Here is an 18237-nt window from a genome sequence, read left to right on the forward strand (position 1 = left end):
CGGGTTTACGGGTCGTCAAGCGAACCAGGACCGGGAAGGAGAGTACCTGAGACGTATCACTTTGCTGCTTATTACGAAGAATTATGTATAACCTACTATTATAAGTATTCTACCCTGTGAGACCTATTACCCACATTTAAAGCAAACGATACTCCCCCGGCATCATTTAAAAGGTAATTTGCTGCAACTGCTCCGGGAAACATGGAAAAGATGGATGGAACAAGAAAATCCGCCAGCCTCAAGCAAATCTGAGACGGACGGATAGAGTAAACAAAGTGTGAATCTACGGGTATACAAGAATGTTAATCGTTACGGAGCGCGTAGATAGGCCGCATTCTGGCTGCCTTGTTTGCCGGGATCATTCCGAATACAACCCCGATGATCAAGGAGAACGTGAAGGAGATCAGGACCATATTCCAGGATGTCGCCACATTCATGGTCGTGTATTTCCCCACGGCCCAGCTGGCGCCAAGTCCCAGCCCGACTCCGATCAGGCCCCCTGTTCCACTTAAGACTACAGACTCAATCATGAACTGCATCATGATGTTGATTTTTTTGGCCCCGATAGCTTTGCGGATCCCGATCTCCCGTGTCCGCTCGTTAACGGAGACAATCATAATATTCATGATGCCTATGCCGCCGACGAATAGTGAAATGCCGGCAATGCCGCCCAGCGCCATAGAGAGAGTAGCGCTGGTCTCATTCACTGTTTCCAGCATCTCCTGGGAATCGAATACAGAGTAGGAGTTCTCGGCACCGCTGAATTTGGCATCAAGTGTAGACTCCAGCTCGGTTTTTACATCCTCTACATTGTCATTCGAAGTGGTTGTGATGGTAATCGAGCGGACCCCCTTACTCTGCAGGAACCGTTCAGCGGTTGAAATAGGAATCAGAATCTTCTCATCGCTGGACCCGCCGCTGGTTGAACCCTTGCTCTCCAGAAGCCCGACGATCTTAAAGCTGCTTCCGTTAAGCTGAACTTTTTGGCCTACAGGATTATCCGTGCCGAACAGATCCTCTGCCGTATCTGATCCGATCAAAGCCACCTTTTGCCGGTATTCTGTATCAATCTCCAGCAGAAACCGTCCGGACTGCACATGGAAATCCTGGACTTCCTCATAGGCAGGTGTTATTCCTTCTACGGATACTGAAACGTTCTCGGTGCCATTCTTGGCGGTAACATTCCCTGTAATTACGGGAGACACATTCTCTACACCTTCAATTTCTCCAAGTGCCAGAGCTTCCTCATAGGTTAAAGAAGTCGTCGCCCCGCGTCCCATAATGTTAACCGTCAGCTGGTTGGTTCCGAGGGAGCTTAAGGACTCCGTAATCTGTGAAGTCGTTCCCTGCCCTACCGAGACGAGTGCGATAACGGAGGATACACCGATAATAATGCCCAGCATCGTCAGGAAAGCTCTGATTTTGCTGCTGAGAATACTTTTAAAAGCCATTTTCATACTCTGATACAGCATCATGATTGCGACACCTTCCGATCCTCAACGAGATCCCCGTCCTGAATCCGGATAATCCGTTTGGCCTGCTCGGCGATTTCGAGGTCATGCGTGATTAATATAATGGTATGCCCCTGTTGATTCAGCTCCTTGATCATCTCCAGAACTTCCTTGCCTGTCTTGGAATCAAGCGCGCCGGTCGGTTCATCGGCAAGGAGAATCGGAGGGGTGCCGGCAAGCGCGCGGGCGATAGCCACACGCTGCTGCTGACCTCCTGACAGCTCAGACGGACGATGATCAATCCTGCTCTCAAGACCTACCCTGACCAGAGCGTTGCGGGCAACTTCTCTGCGCTCCCGGTGAGACATTCCCCGGTAAATTAGCGGCAGCTCGACATTCTCTACTGCCGATAATTTCGGCAGCAGATTGAAGTTCTGAAAGATAAAGCCGATTTTCTCGTTGCGGATCTGGGCCAGCTTGTTGTCTGACAGCTTGCGGATTTCCTGGCCGTCCAGGAAATAATCGCCTTCATTCGCTACATCAAGGCATCCCAGCATGTTCATCAGGGTCGACTTGCCCGAACCGGAGGGGCCGATAATCGCAACAAACTCGCCGTAATCAATGTTGAAGGTCAGGCCCTTGAGAATCGACATCGATTCTCCGGCCATCGTATAGCTGTGCTGCATATTCTGAACCCGGATTAATGGTTCGGAGGCACTCATCGTCCGCCACCGCCTCCGGAGAAGCCGCCACCGCCACCACCGCCGCCGGTAAATCCACCGCCGGTACTGCCGCCTGTGAACCCGCCGCCGGTAAATCCGCCGCCCATGCCGCCCATACCGCCTTGCTGCATGGTCTGCTGGGAGGAGCTGCTGCCGCTGGAGATCACGGTTGGGATGACCACTTCATCACCTTCATTTAAGCCGCTCACGATTTCGATGCTGCTCTCATTGTGGATGCCGACCTCTACGGCCACCCGTTTCATGCCGGATGCTGAACTTGCTGCATTTCTACCGCCGGATGCGCCGCCCGGGAATTCACCGCCGCCGTAACCACCGCCGCCGTAACCACCGCCGCCGTAACCGCCGCTGCGCATGCCCCGGCCGCCTGTCTGACCTTCTCCGCCCTGCCATTCACCGCTAGGAGGGCCGCCCGCCGCATCGCCGCTCGGAATCTGGCCGCCCGCCGCGTCACCGCTCGGAGCTTGCCCGCCTGCCGCGTCACCGCTCGGAGCCTGGCCACCCGCCGCGTCACCGCTCGGAGCTTGCCCGCCTGCCGCACCGATATCAGTTGCCGCAGATTCCCCGCCTTCGGTCACAGGCACATTCACGTAATATTTGCCGTTCACTTCGGATACCGCCTCGATCGGCACGGTCAGAATATCATTTTTCTCTTCAATGGTAATCGCCACTTCTGCGGACATGCCGACCAGCACCCCCTCAGAGTCATTTAAGCCTACAGTAACATTGAACAGGGAGACGCCGTTAGAAGAGGTTCCTTCCTTGGCGATATCTATAACCTTACCGGCGAACTCTTTATCCTCAAGCGCATCAAGAGTAATGGTTGATGCCTGATCGAGCTTAATCTGGGGAATATCAAGTTCATCCACCTGTACCGTTACGCTCAGGTTGACGTAGTCAGTCATGGTAAACAGCTCTGTACCATTCTGAGCCTGTTCGCCGTCTGTAATATTTACAGCTGTAATCGTTCCGTCTATAGGAGCGGTTAACGGATCTGGGGGAACCATATCCTCATGGATGGCAGCAATGGAATCCTGTTGATCGGCAATATCGCTTTTGGCTTTATCAATGGCTGTTTTTGCCGACTCCAGCTCTTCATCTGTAGCATTATTCATCGCGATCGTTTTGTAGTTTTCCTGCTTGTTTGTAAGCTCGGTTTTGAGGTTCTCCAGCGATTTGTTGGCTTCTTTCAGCTTGTCATCGAAATCGCCCGCCACAAAGGTGATCAGCACATCGCCTTTTTTGACGACATCACCTTTTTTAACCATGACTGTATCCACTTCGCCGGCTTCTTTAGTGCGGATGCTCTCACTGTTGATTGCCGAAACTGAACCGGAGCCTGAGACACCAACGAGGATATTTCCCTTGGTCACAACAGACGTGTTCATTGGAGCGGCATTAATCTGCCGGTTCTGCTCCGGCCACAATACATAGCTCAAAATACCTGCAATAGCAACGACAACAACCGCTGAGGCGATAATAATTTTCTTCTTCTTTTTCATTCCGATCCTCCATCTTACTCAAATGATATAAGGGGTTAAGTGTACCTAAGAATCTCAGGAGCTTAAGAACCGCTTTCTTCGGTGCTGCCCGTGGCTGCGGCCGCTGCAGTGCCGGTATCCGCAGTTGAAGCTGCTTTGGTCACAACATCGATGGAGTAGACTTGTCCGCCAAGCTCTGTCCGCTGGCCTTGGAATTCATCGTACAGGGTAAGCTTGTAAGTGCCTCCGCTTAAGTTCTTGAACAGTGTATTGGTAATGGTTGTGGTGTAGGAGCTATAATTCCCTACCGCCAAATCAGTCCCGAGTGACAGGGTTTTCTCGAAATATTGTCCGTACGGGTCAGTGATGTGCAGAATCAGCTTATGGTCGAATGCCCCCATCTGGTAAGTCGTATCCCGTGTAAGATTATAATTAAACGCCAATACAAGACTGGTGGTGCCTGATGTAATTGTGCCTGTGGAATTTGAAATGGCCAGTGTGTAAGGATACAGGGTCACAGAAGTCAGGTTAGCAGCAGGTGTAGGCACCGTAGGAGCCAGAGTCAATGCTGAGGTATTCACATAGGCTGTAGCCGCAGTTCCGGCTGAAGTCAGCTTGCCGCCGGCAATCTCTTGGCTGACATACAGCTGAAGGCCGCTTGTGTCCACGGCAGCCGGTGTATTAGCCCAGAAGGCGACCAGGGTCTTGCCTGCCGGACTGGTGGAACTCTCCGACTGGACTGCGGTTGCCTCGAAATACTGTCCGTCGGCGGTTTTGAATTGTCCATATAGACGGGCCAGGTCAGTCTGCCGGGTTTCTTCACTGTTCATTTCGACTTCACTATAGACGAGGTTATTGCTGGTTCCGCTATACACAAGGGTTGAGCGTTCCTTCACGCTGGCTTTTTTGCCGGTCGAGGTAATCTTGAACGATTCACCCACAGCCAGAGGCGTAATACCGCTGCTAAGCCCGTCCGTTGTGCCAAGGGAGAGGAATTGGGTAGTGCTGGTGCCGGATGTTTCTTGAAGAATGATCTGGGCTTGGCTGAAATCGAGCGTATAAGGCACACGGGCAAGAACCGAGACCTGTGTGCTGGCTCCAGGAGCAAGAACTGTGCTGGTACTCTCCGTGTACAGCTGTGAGGACGAGCTCAAATCCGTCTGGTCAACTTTCAGAACACCGGTAAGGGCAGGCAAAGTAATCGTTTTGGAGGAATGATTGCTGATGGTGACCTTAGCCTGTACGATATCTTCACTGCCCCATGGCAGACGCTGCAGGGAATTCAGTGTGACGCCGAAGGTGCCGTAGCTGTTGGTAATGCTGTTCTCTGTAGCGATGTGAGTATTGCCCGCCAGGGAATAAGGGATTTTGAAATAGGCTACAGGCAGTATTACTTTACTTGAACTGGTGCTGGTCTCACTGCTGCTATTGCTGTTACTGCTGTTACTGCTACTGCTTGCAGGGGCCACCATTTGCAGTTCGAGCTTATCCTGACCCAGTTCCAGCGGAACGCTGGCGGTCAGCTCAATCAGCTTCTCTTCCAGCGGCTTCAAGGTAAGGGAGCTGAACGCGGTAGTTGTAACCGGGAAGGTATAGCCTTCAGCGGATTTGACAGCAAGCTCATACGCAGGCAAAGTAACTGCTTTGGTCCCTGCATTCTTTATTGTGAGCTGATAATTCCAGACGGCATTGCCATTGTCTGCATGGACACTTGCGTCCGCGAGCTTCATATCTACAATATTGCTGTCGATGGAGATCTTCTTGGTATAACCAGCCGCCACGGTGAAATCAGCTGTACCCGCAGCAGGCAGTGAATAGGAGGAGACCGGCAGATAGAGCTTTAGTCCTTCATCCAGCTTAGCGATCTGCAGCGTCATCTTGGTGACGTTCATGTAGGATGGAATCTCAGTCATATAGTAGAGCGTCTTCTTCTCCTGAGGCTGAATCCTGTATTCGGAGCTGCTGTCATCCAGCGTAAGTGTGAAGGTAGAGCCGCCCGAGGATTTCAGGTACAGGCTGTAGCCTGGGTCTGTGAGTACTTTGGTGCCCATATTCGTTATACTGAGTCCAACCTTGGCGTAGACCTTGCCGTTATATTTGTAGATTTGTGCAGACTCAGCTTTGGTGTTGACCGGAATGCTGCCGAGTTCAATTTTGCGGGTCTCACCGGTAAGGGAGGACAGCGAGTAATTAGATGGAATGGTGAAAGTACCGATGCGCTGTTCGTAATTGGCGGCACTGAAGTTCCAGCCGTACATGTTGATTTTGAGCCCTTTGGCCGAGGCGGCTGTTCCGATATTCGCATAATATGTAATGCTGGTGCTCTGCTTAGCAGCGATCTTTTTAACAGCACTGTCTGCGCTGACCGGGATTCCCTTAATGATGCTTCCTCCGGCAGTCACGATTTTGGAGAAATAATTGACCATGTTGACGCTGCTGCTTGCATTGTTAGTATAGGTAAGTGTATAAGTAAGAATATTTCCGCCGGTTTGGCTCTGAATGCCTACATTGCCCAGCTTCACACTAAGCGTAGTGCCGAGCTTGATTGCGCTGATGCCTGTGAGTGTGGAAATTTCCGTTACTGTGGCAGCTGATTTGGCAGTGGTTGTACTGGCTGTGGCAGCAAAAGCCGTGGTTCCCGCGATCCCCGCGATTTGACTTGCAGCAAATGTACTGAGTAACAGCAGAACAAATGCTTTTCTTCGTTTAAGCATGAATTTCCCTCCCTGTATAAAAGCCGATACTATCCTAAAGCCGCCCTGTTCTAATGAGGACAGCCAGGCTTATCTCAAAAGGGAAAATATCAAAATTGGCTGAACGTTCGCTGAAAAAAGACCCCTTAAACCGCGCTGAAGCTTAAAGGAAGCTTAAAAGAAGATAAAAATTAACCTAAAATTATGCAACTTGTCAAAATCGCTGTTTTTGCATATAATAAATAGACATATCTTCTGAACTGGAAGATCGAGTATATTTGACACAATCCGCATAAATGCATTGAAGGAGAAAAGTACGCAGTGCCTGGCTTACAGGGAGGAAGCGCCGCAGATTGAGAGCGTTTCTAAGAGAGCAGAGCTGCCGAAGTTCACTCCGGAGCAGTTCCCTGAATTCCATTCAAGGCTTCCTTGAGGGACACAGTAGGGGATACCGGCCGCAGACCGTTATTTCTGTTAAAGTGAGACAGGTCTCCGCCGGTCCGAAAGAGGGAATATTGCTCTTAAGGGAAGCGTCGCAGCCGTCTAACAAGGGTGGTACCACGGTCTTTTCGTCCCTTTACCGGGAGGAAAGGCCTTTTTTTGTTGACAATACGAGATTTAAGGGGGCAGTACAAGGCATGAAAGAGAAATTGGAAGCATTGAAGGCCGAGGCATTGGCTAAGCTGCAGGAGGTCACCGATCCGCAGATTCTGAATGATTTGCGCGTCAAATACCTTGGCAAAAAAGGTGAGCTTACAGAGGTTCTGCGCGGTATGGGCGGACTCAGCGCGGAAGAACGTCCGGTGATCGGCCAAGTGGCCAATCTGGTTCGCAGTGCCATTGAAGAGGTAATCGGCACAAAGCAGGAGATCTTCCAGCAGCAGGAGACACAGAACCGACTGAATGCGGAGAAGGTCGATGTGTCGCTGCCGGGCCGCGGCCTGCCGCAAGGCGGAATTCATCCGCTGAACCGCGTAATTCAGGAGATTGAGGATATTTTCATCGGCATGGGCTACCAGATTGCAGAAGGTCCGGAGGTGGAGACAGACTACTATAACTTCGAGGCTCTGAATCTGCCGAAGAACCATCCGGCCCGCGATATGCAGGATTCCTTCTATTTAACGGAGGATCTTCTGATGCGCACACAGACTTCTCCGGTGCAGATCCGTACCATGCAGGCCATGAAGGGCGAAACTCCGGTCAAAATCATCTGTCCGGGCAAAGTATTCCGCCGCGATGACGACGATGCGACCCACTCTTTCCAGTTCCATCAGATTGAAGGTCTGGTTATCGGCCGCAATATCCGCATGAGCGACCTGAAGGGCACCCTGCAGCAGTTCATGAAGGAGATGTTCGGTCCTACGGCAGGCATCCGCCTGCGTCCAAGCTTCTTCCCGTTCACCGAGCCGAGTGTTGAGGTAGATGTAAGCTGCTTCAAATGCGGCGGCGAAGGCTGCCGTCTCTGCAAGCAGAGCGGCTGGCTGGAAATTCTCGGCGCCGGTATGGTTCACCCGAATGTGCTGCGGATGGGCGGATACGACCCTGAGATCTACAGCGGCTTCGCTTTCGGCGTAGGCGCCGAGCGGATCGCAATGCTGAAGTACGGCATCGACGACATCCGCTACTTCTACACCAATGATATGGGTTTTGTGAAGCAGTTCAAGGGAATTTAGAGATTTGGCGGGTGTGCGGGGTGAGCGGGGCAGAAATGGCTGCTGTGGATTTTGATTTACTGTTTCAATTAACTGTTAACAATGAACCGGAGAGGAATTTTGGAACTGTAGGAGCGTCAGCGTCCGCCTTTGTATTTGGATTTCTACCGCGAAGAGCGGTTTGAATCAGGAAATCCAAATACAACAGCGGCCGGAAGTCCAAATATTCCTTGCAGGGGCACTAATAACAGAGAGTTTTGAAGCGGGAAGGAAAGATCGCACAACGGCTTACTGGCAAGCGCGTCAAGCACAGACGGCATGGAGATAAATACATCTGAAACAAAAGGAAGTGTGCCATAATGAAAGTATCAACCGCCTGGCTCTCTGATTATATATCGCTGGACGGAGTGACCGCTGATGAGCTCGCGGACAAAATCACTACCGCCGGCATTGAGATTGACGGAGTCGAACGCCGAAACAAAGGAATTTCCGGGATTGTAACCGGCTATGTGAAATCCAAAGAAAAACATCCGGATGCAGATAAGCTGAATATTTGTATCGTAGATGCGGGACAGGGAGAGGATCTGCAGATCGTCTGCGGAGCCAAGAATGTCGCTGCCGGCCAAAAGGTTCCGGTCGCACTGGTAGGCGCTAAGCTGCCTGGACTGGAAATCAAGAAAGCCAAGCTGCGCGGCGTATTGTCGCAGGGAATGATCTGCTCGGCCAAAGAGCTGGGGCTGAACGACAAGCTGCTGCCCAAAGAGCTGCAGGAAGGCATTCTCGTATTGCCTGGGAATACAGAAGTCGGCCAGGATATCCTCAAGGTGCTTGGCCTGAACGATGAGATCCTGGATTTCGACCTGACCCCTAACCGCTCCGACTGTCTGAGCATGATCGGTGCTGCTTATGAAGTGAGTGCAATTCTGGGACGTGAACTGCAGCTGGCTGATCCGGCAGCTGAGCTTGTGGAAGCAGGCGGACGGGCATCGGATTCCATCACTGTTAATATTGAGAATGAAGAATACTGCAGTCATTATGCAGTGCGTTATATTGCCGGAGTGAAGACTGCTCCATCCCCGCTGTGGATTCAGAACCGCCTGATGGCGGCCGGGGTACGACCGATCAACAACATCGTTGACATTACCAACTACGTGATGCTGGAATACGGACAGCCGCTGCATGCGTTTGACGGCGGACAGCTGGAAGGCGGTACTATTGGCGTGCGCTTCGCCCGTGAAGGCGAGCTGCTGACTACACTTGACGGCCAGGAGCGCAAGCTGGAGCCGCAGATGCTGGTCATTGCTGACGGGTCAGGGGCTATCGGCCTGGCTGGGGTAATGGGCGGGTTGTCAACAGAGGTTACAGCAAATACTGTCAATATCGTACTGGAATCCGCCAAATTCGACGGCGGAACCGTACGCAAGACCTCGCGTCAGCTGGGTCTGCGTTCTGAAGCTTCCCAGCGTTTCGAGAAGGAAGTAGATCCGAGTGCCGTGATTCCTGCACTTAACCGTGCAGCTGCACTGATCGCCCGCTATGCCGGTGGCTCCGTGCATGAAGGCATTGTGCAGGCAGGCAGTGCCTCTGTCGGGGAGAAAGTGCTGACCCTGTCACTGGAGAAGCTGAATCAATTCCTGGGTACCGAGCTGTCTTTGCTGGAAGTGAAGACCTTGTTCGGCCGTCTGCACTTCAAGTGCGGTGATGCTGCCCAGGGAATCGTCGAAGTTCAGGTTCCCACGCGGCGCGGCGACATCAGCTATGATGTGGATCTCATTGAAGAGATTGCCCGCCTGTACGGGTATGACAACATCCCAACAACCCTGATTGAAGGGATTACTACTCCGGGTGCACTCACCAGACAGCAGTTCCTGCGCCGTGAGCTCCGCAGCCTGCTGTCCCTTGGCGGATATCAGGAGGTTATGGGGTATTCCTTCATCCAGCCGGAACAGAGCAAGCTCTTCCCGGCGCTGTCGGAAGGCAAGCTCTCCGTGAAGCTGGCTATGCCGATGAGCGAGGAACGCAGCGTGCTGCGTACCAGCCTGCTGCCGCAGCTGCTGGACATTGCCCTCTATAACACCAACCGCCGTCAAGGCGATCTGGCGCTGTTCGAAATCGGCAATGTCTTCTTCACCGATGAAGAAGTGCTTACCCGCCAGCCGAACGAGCTGCCGGTACTTGGGTTGCTGCTGAGCGGCACGCGTGCTGCCAAGCAGTGGAATGTAGCTGCGGAGCCGGTGGATTTCTTCGATCTCAAGGGGGCGCTTGAAACTGTAATTGCCCATCTTGGCCTTACGGACCGCATAATCTATGAAGGGGATGCCCCTGAAGGTTACCATCCGGGACGCTCCGCTTCCGTCTACCTGCTGCAGGCTGAAGGCCGCGATAAGATCGGTACCATCGGACAGCTGCATCCGGAGCTTCAGCGCCAGATGGATCTGGAGGATACTTATGTATCTGAAGTCTTGCTGCAGCCGCTCTATGATGCGGCGCGCGCCCAATTACAGTACAGTGAGCTGCACCGCTTCCCGGGCATGGAACGGGATATTGCGGTAGTGGTAGATGCTGAAGTTCCTGCAGGCCATCTGATGGCTTCCATCCGTGAACATGGCGGAACGCTGCTGCAGAATGTGCAAGTGTTCGATGTCTATACCGGCGGCAAAATGGAAGCTGGGAAGAAGAGCGTTGCCCTCTCGCTTCTGTACCGTCATACCGAACGTACGCTTACTGATGAAGAGGTTGTTGAAGTACATGACAGAGTCGTTTCTGCCCTGGAGCAAACTTTTGGCGCAGAATTAAGAAAATAGCAGGAATTGTGCAAAGCCGCAGCGAATCCATTTAGAAACCGATTCGCTGCGGCTTTGCTGTACCCTTGTGAAGTACGGAGGCCGGTTTAATTCTATGAAATGAACACGTTTTTTTTGCCAAAGGTTAAGGAATAACGCTACAATAAGAAGTAAGGAAATCAGCTTAGAATCCGCACACATACAAAGGAGGGCACAACTGTGGCTATGGACCGGACCCGTGTCGCCGTGGAGATATACGGAACTTCCTATAAACTTGTCGGAAGCAGCACTGAATATATGAAGCAGGTTGCCCGTTATGTCGACGAGCATATGCGTGCAATATCCAAATCACATTCCAGACTGGATACCCCGCGGATCGCGGTGCTTACAGCTGTACATATGGCAGAGCAGGCTATCCAGGTTCAGGATTTCAAGAATGAACTGAATATGCTGACCGGTGAACGAACCGAGCTGCGCGTGGAGGTGTCACGCCTTCAGGAGGTGCAGCGCGAACGGCAGGAAGAATACGAGAAGCTTGAAGCGGCTGCCAAGGAAGAAGCGGCACGTCTTATTGCCGCCGTGGAAGAAGAACGCGCAAGACATCTGGAGCTGCAGGAGCAGGAGCGCCAGACGCACGCACAACTGCTGGAGGAAGAGAAGCAGTCTGCTGCTTCCAGCCGCGGGCAGCTGACGGAGGAGCTGCAGGCCCGCGAAGCGGAGCTGAAAGCGCTGCGGGAGACTTACGAAGCAGAACAGGCGGCAAGCCGGGAAGCTGCAAGACAGGAGATGGAAGCCGCTGAAGCGTTACGGCTGCAGCAGCTTGAAGAGCTGAAGGCTGCCCACCTGCAGGAGCTGGAGCAGCTCCGCGAGACGCTGACCCGGGAGAAAGCAGAGACGTTGTCGGGGCTGGAGCAGGAACTGATCCAGACCCGTGAATCTATGGGCAATGAGATTGTTGAGATCCGTTCAACCTTGAGCAAGGAGCTCGCCGATACCAAGGCAGCACTCACCAGTGAGCTCAGCGGAGAGCGCGAAGCGCTTGAGAAGGAGCTGGCCAAGAACAAGGAGCTGCGGCAGTCCCAAGGGACGCAGGAGCACAGACACAAGCAGCAGCTTCAGGAGCTGGAGAAGCAGCTTGGTGAGCTGCGCGGCGGAACCGGGCAGCTGCAGTCCCGGCTGCGCGCGGCGGAAGCAGGGCTCAAGGGCGAGCGCGATGCGCGGCTGACGCTGCTTGCGCAGTACGAAGCTGTGCTGAAGCGGGAAGAGCAGCTGGGCGAAGAGCTGCGCCTGGCGGCAGAGCAAAGGCAGCTGCATAGCGCAGAGCTTGAAGAAGTGCGCCAGCGTTACGTGCAGGCGCAGGAAGAAGCGGCGGGACTTAACCGTGCGCTGCAGGAAACAGCGGACAAGCTTAGCGCGGCGCTGGAAGAACTGCAGACTGCCAATGAGCTCAGCGGTCTGCTGAATGATGAGCTGGAAGGGTTGCGCCAGCGTTATGAGCTGACGCAGGAAGAAGCGGCGGCTCTCCGCAAATCTCTGCGGGAGACGACGGACAATCTGAGCCGGACACAGGCGGAATTTGACCGGACCGCGCTCGAAGCCAGCTCCTGGCAGGAGCTGGCGAACAAGCACATGGAGGATATCGGCGAGCTGGAGATGAATCTTCTGGAAGCCGGGGAGAAGTCTGCGGCGCTGCAGCGTGAAGTCGAGACCCTCCGCGGACAGGCGGATGGAATGGTACAGCAGCTGGACCTGGAGGCTCAGCTTCGTGCCGAAGCAGAGCGGGAAGGCAAGCTTCACCAGGAAGAGGCAGAGACAGCCCGCAAGGAACTGGCGGCGCTGCGCGGCCGTTATGAAGAGCTGATCGCCCAGTATGATGAGATTCTGCAGGATGGCGAACAGCTGAAGGAACGTTATGAACTGCTGGAAGCCGAGGGCGAGGAATCCGCGCGCCGTCTGGAAGAGCTGTACGAAGCGGGCCGAGAAGCTGCCGCAGCGGCGGTGGAGCAGCAGGAAGCGCTCCGCGAGACCCGAGAGTACGAAGCTTCATGGAAGCAGAAGTACGAAGAGCTGCAGCAGCGTGAGCAGCAGTGGATCGAGCAGGAAGCGAAGCTGCGAGAGGAGATTGAGATCTGGCAGCAGGAAGCCGGGGAAGCTGAAGCTCAGGCGGAATCCGTGAGCCGCTCGCGCAGTGAGACCGCGCAGCAGCTTGGGGAGATCGGCGAGAGCTACGAGCTCGTCCAGGGCCAGCTGCGTCTGGTTCAGGCGCAGTTCGAGCTGCAGCAGAGTGAGCTGGATAAGCTCTCCCAGGAGCACCGCAGCCTGCAGGCGGAATATGCCAAGCTGCAGAGTGAATATAATGAATGGATTCAACTGATCGAACAGGACAGTTGAATGGCGGATGCATTAACGAAAGAGCTGTTGTAAGCAGGATGCTGCTTGGAACAGCTCTTTTGCTGTTTAGGGGGATGTGAGCGGCAGGCAGAGTAGATGAGCCGAATGTATGCGAAAACCGAATACAATGCGCCTCCGATAGCGTAGATGAGCCGAATGTATGCGAAAAACCGAGTACAATGTGCCTCCGAGAGGGTAGACGAGCCGAATGTATGCGAAAAACCGAATACAATGTGCCTCCGAGAGAGTAGATGGGCCTAATGTATGCGAAAAACCGAATACAATGTGCCTCCGAGAGGGTAGATGAGCCGAATGTATGCGAAAAACTGAGTACAATGTGCCTTCGAGAGAGTAGAAGTACCCCTGAATCCGCCAAAAACGGGCGATAGGAGGAAAAGAGGAGCAGAAGTGCCCCTGAATCCGCCGAAGCAGGCAGAATGAGGAAATCAAAGGGATAAATCCCTTTGAAACGGCCAGAAGCAGGCGGAACGAGAAAATCAAAAGGATAAATCCCTTTGAAACGGCCAGAAGCAGGCAGAACGAGAAAATCAAAAGGATAAATCCCTTTGGATTTTCGTAATAGGCAAGTAGAGACAATTCAAACACTGGTGTGCCGCTTAATTCGCCATCGGGTGGTTTTGGCTGCGATTACGTAATTCTTGCAACAATTAAGGATTTATAGGTTTCATAGTTTTCATATGATAACTTATTCATAAATTAAGTATTGCAACCGTTTACAGCCCGGGTTAGGATGTGGATTGAGGTGAACGTGATGGATAAAAAATGGGTCAGCGGCGCGGGAGTCATTGTGCTTTTTCTGCTGCTGGCATATCTGTTTATAGACTTTGCCAATCATTCGGCACGAATGGGCAGTATCGTCAAGGAATTGAGCGGCCATCCCGGCGGGGATAACCCCGGCTATCATATTGTACTGATCGAGCAGGAGCGGTACCATCCGTACTGGGAAATGGTCGAGAAGGGGGCCAAGGAGGCCGCAGAGAAATACGGGATTGATATCGAGTTCACCGGGCCGGTGCGCAATAACATGGAGGAGCAGATCAGCCTGCTGGAAAAAGCGATTGCCGCACAGGCGGATGCGATCATCGTGCAGGGGCTGAACGACGAGAAGTTTACCCCCGTGATCGATAAGGCCGTGAACCGGGGGATTCCGGTCATCACCATAGATACCGATGCTCCGGCGAGCAGGCGGCTGGCCTATGTAGGCACCGACAATGTCGCAGCTGGTGAGGCACTGGGCCGCATGGTGGTGCAGACAACCGGCGGTAAAGGGAAGATAGGTGTGATCATCGGCAGCGACCAGGCCAAGAATCAGGTTCAGCGTCTCAACGGCCTCAGCAATATTGTGAAGAACTACAGCGGCCTCGCAATCGTGGATGTCCGCAGCTCCAACATCTCGCATATGGAGGCGATCCAGCAGGCCGCCGACATGCTGCGGCTGCATCCGGAGATTGATGTGATGGTCGGCACCAGCTCAACGGATGCGCTGGGTGTGCTGCAGGCCTCGAAGAGCCTGAAGCGTCTTCCGATGACGATTATCGGCTTCGATAACCAGGCAGAGACCCTGGCTGCCATCAGCCGCGGGGATATCACGGCCACAGTGGCGCAGCAGCCTTATCTTATGGGGGCTACGTCCGTACGGCTGCTCCATGAGCATTTTCAGGGAATGCAGCTGGAGACGAAGTATTTCACCAGCGTGAAGGTGCTGGACAAGTCTAATGTGCAGGAGGGAGAGAGCCTATGAGTATCCGCCATAAGCTGCTCATCTGCATTCCGCTGCTTGTGCTGCTGATGAGTTCGGTTTCTTTTGTGCTGTTTGAGAGCGGAAAGAATGTGCAGGAGAGCTACCACCTGATGATGAACCGGATCATGCTGTACAAGGAAGTATCCTATGAGGTAGGGGAGAATATGCGCTCCCTGAACCGATTCATTATGCAGGTGGATGCGGGCAGCTTCCCGGAGGTGGAGAAGCATCTGAATGCTGTGCAGGAGCTGCGGGGCAAGCTGGACGGGATGGCAACAATCGGGGGAAACAACCTCCCGCTGATGAACTACAGCCATATCATTGATACGTTTCTGGAGCAGGCCGGGCAGATGATTACTGAGATAGACGGCCAGGACTCCAACACACTGGCCGGTGCCTATATCGAGGCGGAGCAGACGCAGCGCTTCATCCGCGAGGAAGCACAGGAGCTGGTTGACCTTGAACTTGACCAGTATAAGCCGATATATGCGGAGATTATGTCTACAACGGACAAGTTGAACCGGCTGGGGGGTCTGCTGGTAATTACAGCTGCGCTGCTTAGTATCTGTATGGCGGTCTGGCTGTCCGGGAGCATTACAGGACCTATCCGCCGGCTTGTGGCAACCGCTAAGCAAATCTCCAAGGGGCGGATGGATACGAAAGCGCCGGAGAGTGTTAACAACGATGAGATCAGCATTCTGTGCCGGGCTTTCAACGGGATGATTGACAATATCCAGGAATTGATGAAGGAGAATATCAAGAGCGTAGAGAAGGACCGGCTGGTTAAAGAGCTGGAGCTGAAAATGCTGCAGAGCCAGATCAATCCGCATTTTCTGTTCAACACGCTGAATTCCATCGCCAAGCTGGCTTATCTGGAAGGGGCGGCGAGGACCAGCGATCTGACCGTATCGGTATCCCGCCTGCTCCGGTATAACCTCCAGAAGCTCGACCAGGCTGTACCGCTGCGTGAGGAAGTAGAGCATGTGAACGAGTATATTAACATTCAGCGGGCCCGCTTTCGTGACCGGATCGCCTTCGTGATGGATATTGATGAGCAGGCGCTCGGCGGAATGATTCCCTGTCTGACCCTCCAGCCGATCTTCGAGAATGCTTTTGTCCACGGGCTGGAGCAAATGGAGGAAGGAGCAGTGCTCTCACTGGCGATCCGCTACCGCAACGGACTTGTAGAGATAGAGATCAGCGATAATGGTGTGGGCATGAACCGGGAGACCGTAGCGAGGCTGATGGGATCTATTCAGGAGGAAGCTCCGCATTTCAGCGGCAAAGGCCAATCCACCGGACTGGGTACACATAATGTATTCAAACGGCTGCATCTGTTCTTTGACGGGCAGCAGCTGATCGAGATCGACAGCAGTGAGGGGCAGGGGACGGCGGTGCTGTTCAAAGTACCATTCCGCCCGTCCGCCTGATCCGCCTGATCCACAGATAAAGAAAGGAGATAGATAACATGTACAGACTGCTTATCGCCGATGATGAGGCGCTGGAACGGGAAGGGCTGGAGCTGATGATCCGGCATATTTTCCCGGATGAATTTGAATTTCTGCATGCCGAGAACGGGCGGAAAGCCATTCAGCTGGCGGAGGAGCACCGGCCTGATATTATATTCATGGACATTAAGATGCCGGGCATCCAGGGACTGGAGGCCGTGCGGCAGATTCTCTCCAAGCTTCCGTCCGCGCAGATTGTGATGATTACCGCTCATGATTACTTCTCCTACGCCAAGGAAGGGCTGCTGCTGGGGGTGCGTGATTATCTGCTAAAGCCGGCCAGGCGGGAGGAAGTGGCAGATGTACTGAAACAGGCGATTGCTGTGATTCAGGAGGAGAAGCGCCGCCGGAATGAGCAGCTGGAGCTGCAGGAGAAGCTGGCGCATCTGCTGCCGCTGGCCGAGAACGAGCTGACGTTGATGCTCATGCTGGAGCATGTGCAGGGTCTGGAGCTGGAACAGCTGGCCGGCCTGCTGGAGCTGCAGTGGAGCAAAGGCTACGCGATGGTGCTGTCGTTCCCCCGGCATTCGGGTGCAGCCTGGGAGGAATTCCAGCAGGCCAAGCGCGAAATTTATGAGACGGTCAAGCAGTTTGCCAAAGCGGGTCTCGGCTGTCTGGCAGGGCCGCTGATCGGCCATCAGCTGGCGCTGTTCATCCCCTTGCCGCCCGGGCGGACGGGTTACTCCCAGCGTGTCAGCTCCATGGATTGGGGGGAGCGGCTCCGTACACTGATGGAGCAGCGGTTCGGGCTGCCGGTCAGCATCGGCATCGGCTCGATCCGTGAGGGCTGGGACGGGCTCAGCCGTTCCTACCGGGAAGCGGTCCGGGTCTGTGCGGATCACCATGATTCCTTCAGCGTGCACCACTATGATGATATCATCCATAGCTCCGGGCAGACGGCCGTATCCCTGGATGAGGAGAAGCGGCTGCTGGATGCCCTGCTGCAGCGGAGCAAGCAGGAAGCGTTAGAGCGTTTCAGTATGTTGTATGCCTATTTCGAGCAAGACGGCGAGCGGCCGTTGCCCGTGGTACGGGGAGAGGTGACCGGGCTGCTGCTGTTCCTCGCCAGAGGGGTTCATTCTGCAGCAGGAGCGGAGATCCTCGCTTCCTTAAGTGCGGCGGAAGACCCGGCCTCCCTCAGGCTGAGCGCAGAATCCTGGCTGGAGCGGCTGCTCCACAGTCTGGAGCAAGAACAGGAGCATAACCGTTCCCATGTCCATCAGCGGGCGCTGCTCTACATCAGCCAGAAGTATAAAGAGGATATCTCCATGGAGCAGACGGCTGAGTATGTGAATTTAAGCCCGCATTATTTCAGCAAATTGTTCCGGCAGCATGCGGGCGAAACCTTCATTGATTACATCACACGGCTAAGAATTAACGAAGCGAAGCGCCTGATCGCCGGAGATCAGCTGAACCTTAAGGAGATTTGTTATGAGGTAGGCTACAAGGACCCGAATTACTTCAGCAGGGTCTTCAAAAAAGCAGCAGGCATGACGCCAAGCGAATTCCGGCAGCAGCATGAGAAGCAGGGTCCTTGCTGATAGAGCAAGGACTTTTTTGTGCTTCATCCCCGGATTATCCTATGAAAGCGGCCGGGAAGAATTACATTACAGCAGAGGATAACGGAATGCAGGCGGAAGGCAAGAAAGTGCTGGGAATAGCGGCTCCTGGGGCGGATGATCCGTGCTACACTTTTTTTGTAAGCGCAATCAAATATATGGCTAATGAAAAGGGGCGTAGGGCAGAGTGAGAAAATACGGAAGAGCAATTTCACTG

11 protein-coding genes and 1 other annotated feature are annotated in these 18237 nt (G+C 53.7%); of the genes, 7 read left to right on the top strand and 4 right to left on the bottom strand.

Translation table 11 applies throughout. From position 1 onward, the window contains the following. Positions 1 to 302: 302 nt before the first annotated feature. The 4 genes from PBOR_RS09815 to PBOR_RS09830 form a co-directional block, all read right to left on the bottom strand. On the bottom strand, positions 303 to 1475 hold the full coding sequence (locus PBOR_RS09815) for an ABC transporter permease (protein WP_042211509.1): 1173 nt from the start codon (positions 1473 to 1475) through the stop codon (positions 303 to 305). After that, positions 1472 to 2173 carry an ABC transporter ATP-binding protein gene (locus PBOR_RS09820; RefSeq protein WP_042211511.1) on the bottom strand — a complete coding sequence of 234 codons (702 nt, stop codon included), beginning with the start codon at positions 2171 to 2173 and terminating at the stop codon, positions 1472 to 1474. Before PBOR_RS09820 ends, PBOR_RS09815 begins: the two co-directional genes overlap by 4 nt. Then, a complete protein-coding gene (locus tag PBOR_RS38335) occupies positions 2170 to 3693 on the bottom strand; it encodes an efflux RND transporter periplasmic adaptor subunit (protein WP_042211512.1) in 1524 nt (507 codons plus the stop codon). The genes PBOR_RS09820 and PBOR_RS38335 overlap by 4 nt, the downstream gene beginning before the upstream one ends. Before the next feature lie 62 nt (positions 3694 to 3755). Further along, positions 3756 to 6386 (bottom strand): hypothetical protein, encoded by a 2631-nt coding sequence (locus PBOR_RS09830; RefSeq protein ID WP_052429408.1) that lies wholly within the window; start codon positions 6384 to 6386, stop codon positions 3756 to 3758. Positions 6387 to 6657: 271 nt separating this feature from the next. Then, positions 6658 to 6945: a binding site (T-box leader), on the top strand. Positions 6946 to 7003: 58 nt separating this feature from the next. Here PBOR_RS09830 and pheS point away from each other — a divergent pair. The 7 genes from pheS to PBOR_RS37675 all read left to right on the top strand — a co-directional run bounded on the left by pheS (position 7004) and on the right by PBOR_RS37675 (position 18211). Beyond that, positions 7004 to 8038, top strand: a complete 1035-nt coding sequence (pheS, locus tag PBOR_RS09835) for a phenylalanine--tRNA ligase subunit alpha (RefSeq protein WP_042211513.1) — start codon at positions 7004 to 7006, stop codon at positions 8036 to 8038. Between the two features lie 338 nt (positions 8039 to 8376). Then, complete coding sequence (gene pheT / locus PBOR_RS09840) at positions 8377 to 10821, top strand: phenylalanine--tRNA ligase subunit beta (RefSeq protein ID WP_042211514.1); 2445 nt, start codon at positions 8377 to 8379, stop codon at positions 10819 to 10821. 204 nt (positions 10822 to 11025) lie between these two features. Continuing rightward, positions 11026 to 13191, top strand: a complete 2166-nt coding sequence (gene zapA / locus PBOR_RS09850; protein WP_342671124.1) for a cell division protein ZapA — start codon at positions 11026 to 11028, stop codon at positions 13189 to 13191. Between the two features lie 772 nt (positions 13192 to 13963). After that, positions 13964 to 14953 carry a sugar-binding protein gene (locus tag PBOR_RS09855; protein ID WP_042211517.1) on the top strand — a complete coding sequence of 330 codons (990 nt, stop codon included), beginning with the start codon at positions 13964 to 13966 and terminating at the stop codon, positions 14951 to 14953. Next, positions 14950 to 16383: a sensor histidine kinase gene (locus PBOR_RS09860; protein WP_042211519.1), complete on the top strand. Its 1434-nt coding sequence runs from the start codon at positions 14950 to 14952 to the stop codon at positions 16381 to 16383. The genes PBOR_RS09855 and PBOR_RS09860 overlap by 4 nt, the downstream gene beginning before the upstream one ends. Positions 16384 to 16421: 38 nt before the next feature. After that, positions 16422 to 18002 (top strand): helix-turn-helix domain-containing protein, encoded by a 1581-nt coding sequence (locus PBOR_RS09865; RefSeq protein ID WP_042211520.1) that lies wholly within the window; start codon positions 16422 to 16424, stop codon positions 18000 to 18002. Positions 18003 to 18043: 41 nt separating this feature from the next. Continuing rightward, a complete protein-coding gene (locus PBOR_RS37675) occupies positions 18044 to 18211 on the top strand; it encodes a hypothetical protein (protein ID WP_157764006.1) in 168 nt (55 codons plus the stop codon). Positions 18212 to 18237 lie beyond the last annotated feature (26 nt).

Source organism: Paenibacillus borealis (assembly GCF_000758665.1).
Lineage (GTDB): Bacteria > Bacillota > Bacilli > Paenibacillales > Paenibacillaceae > Paenibacillus_AQ > Paenibacillus_AQ borealis.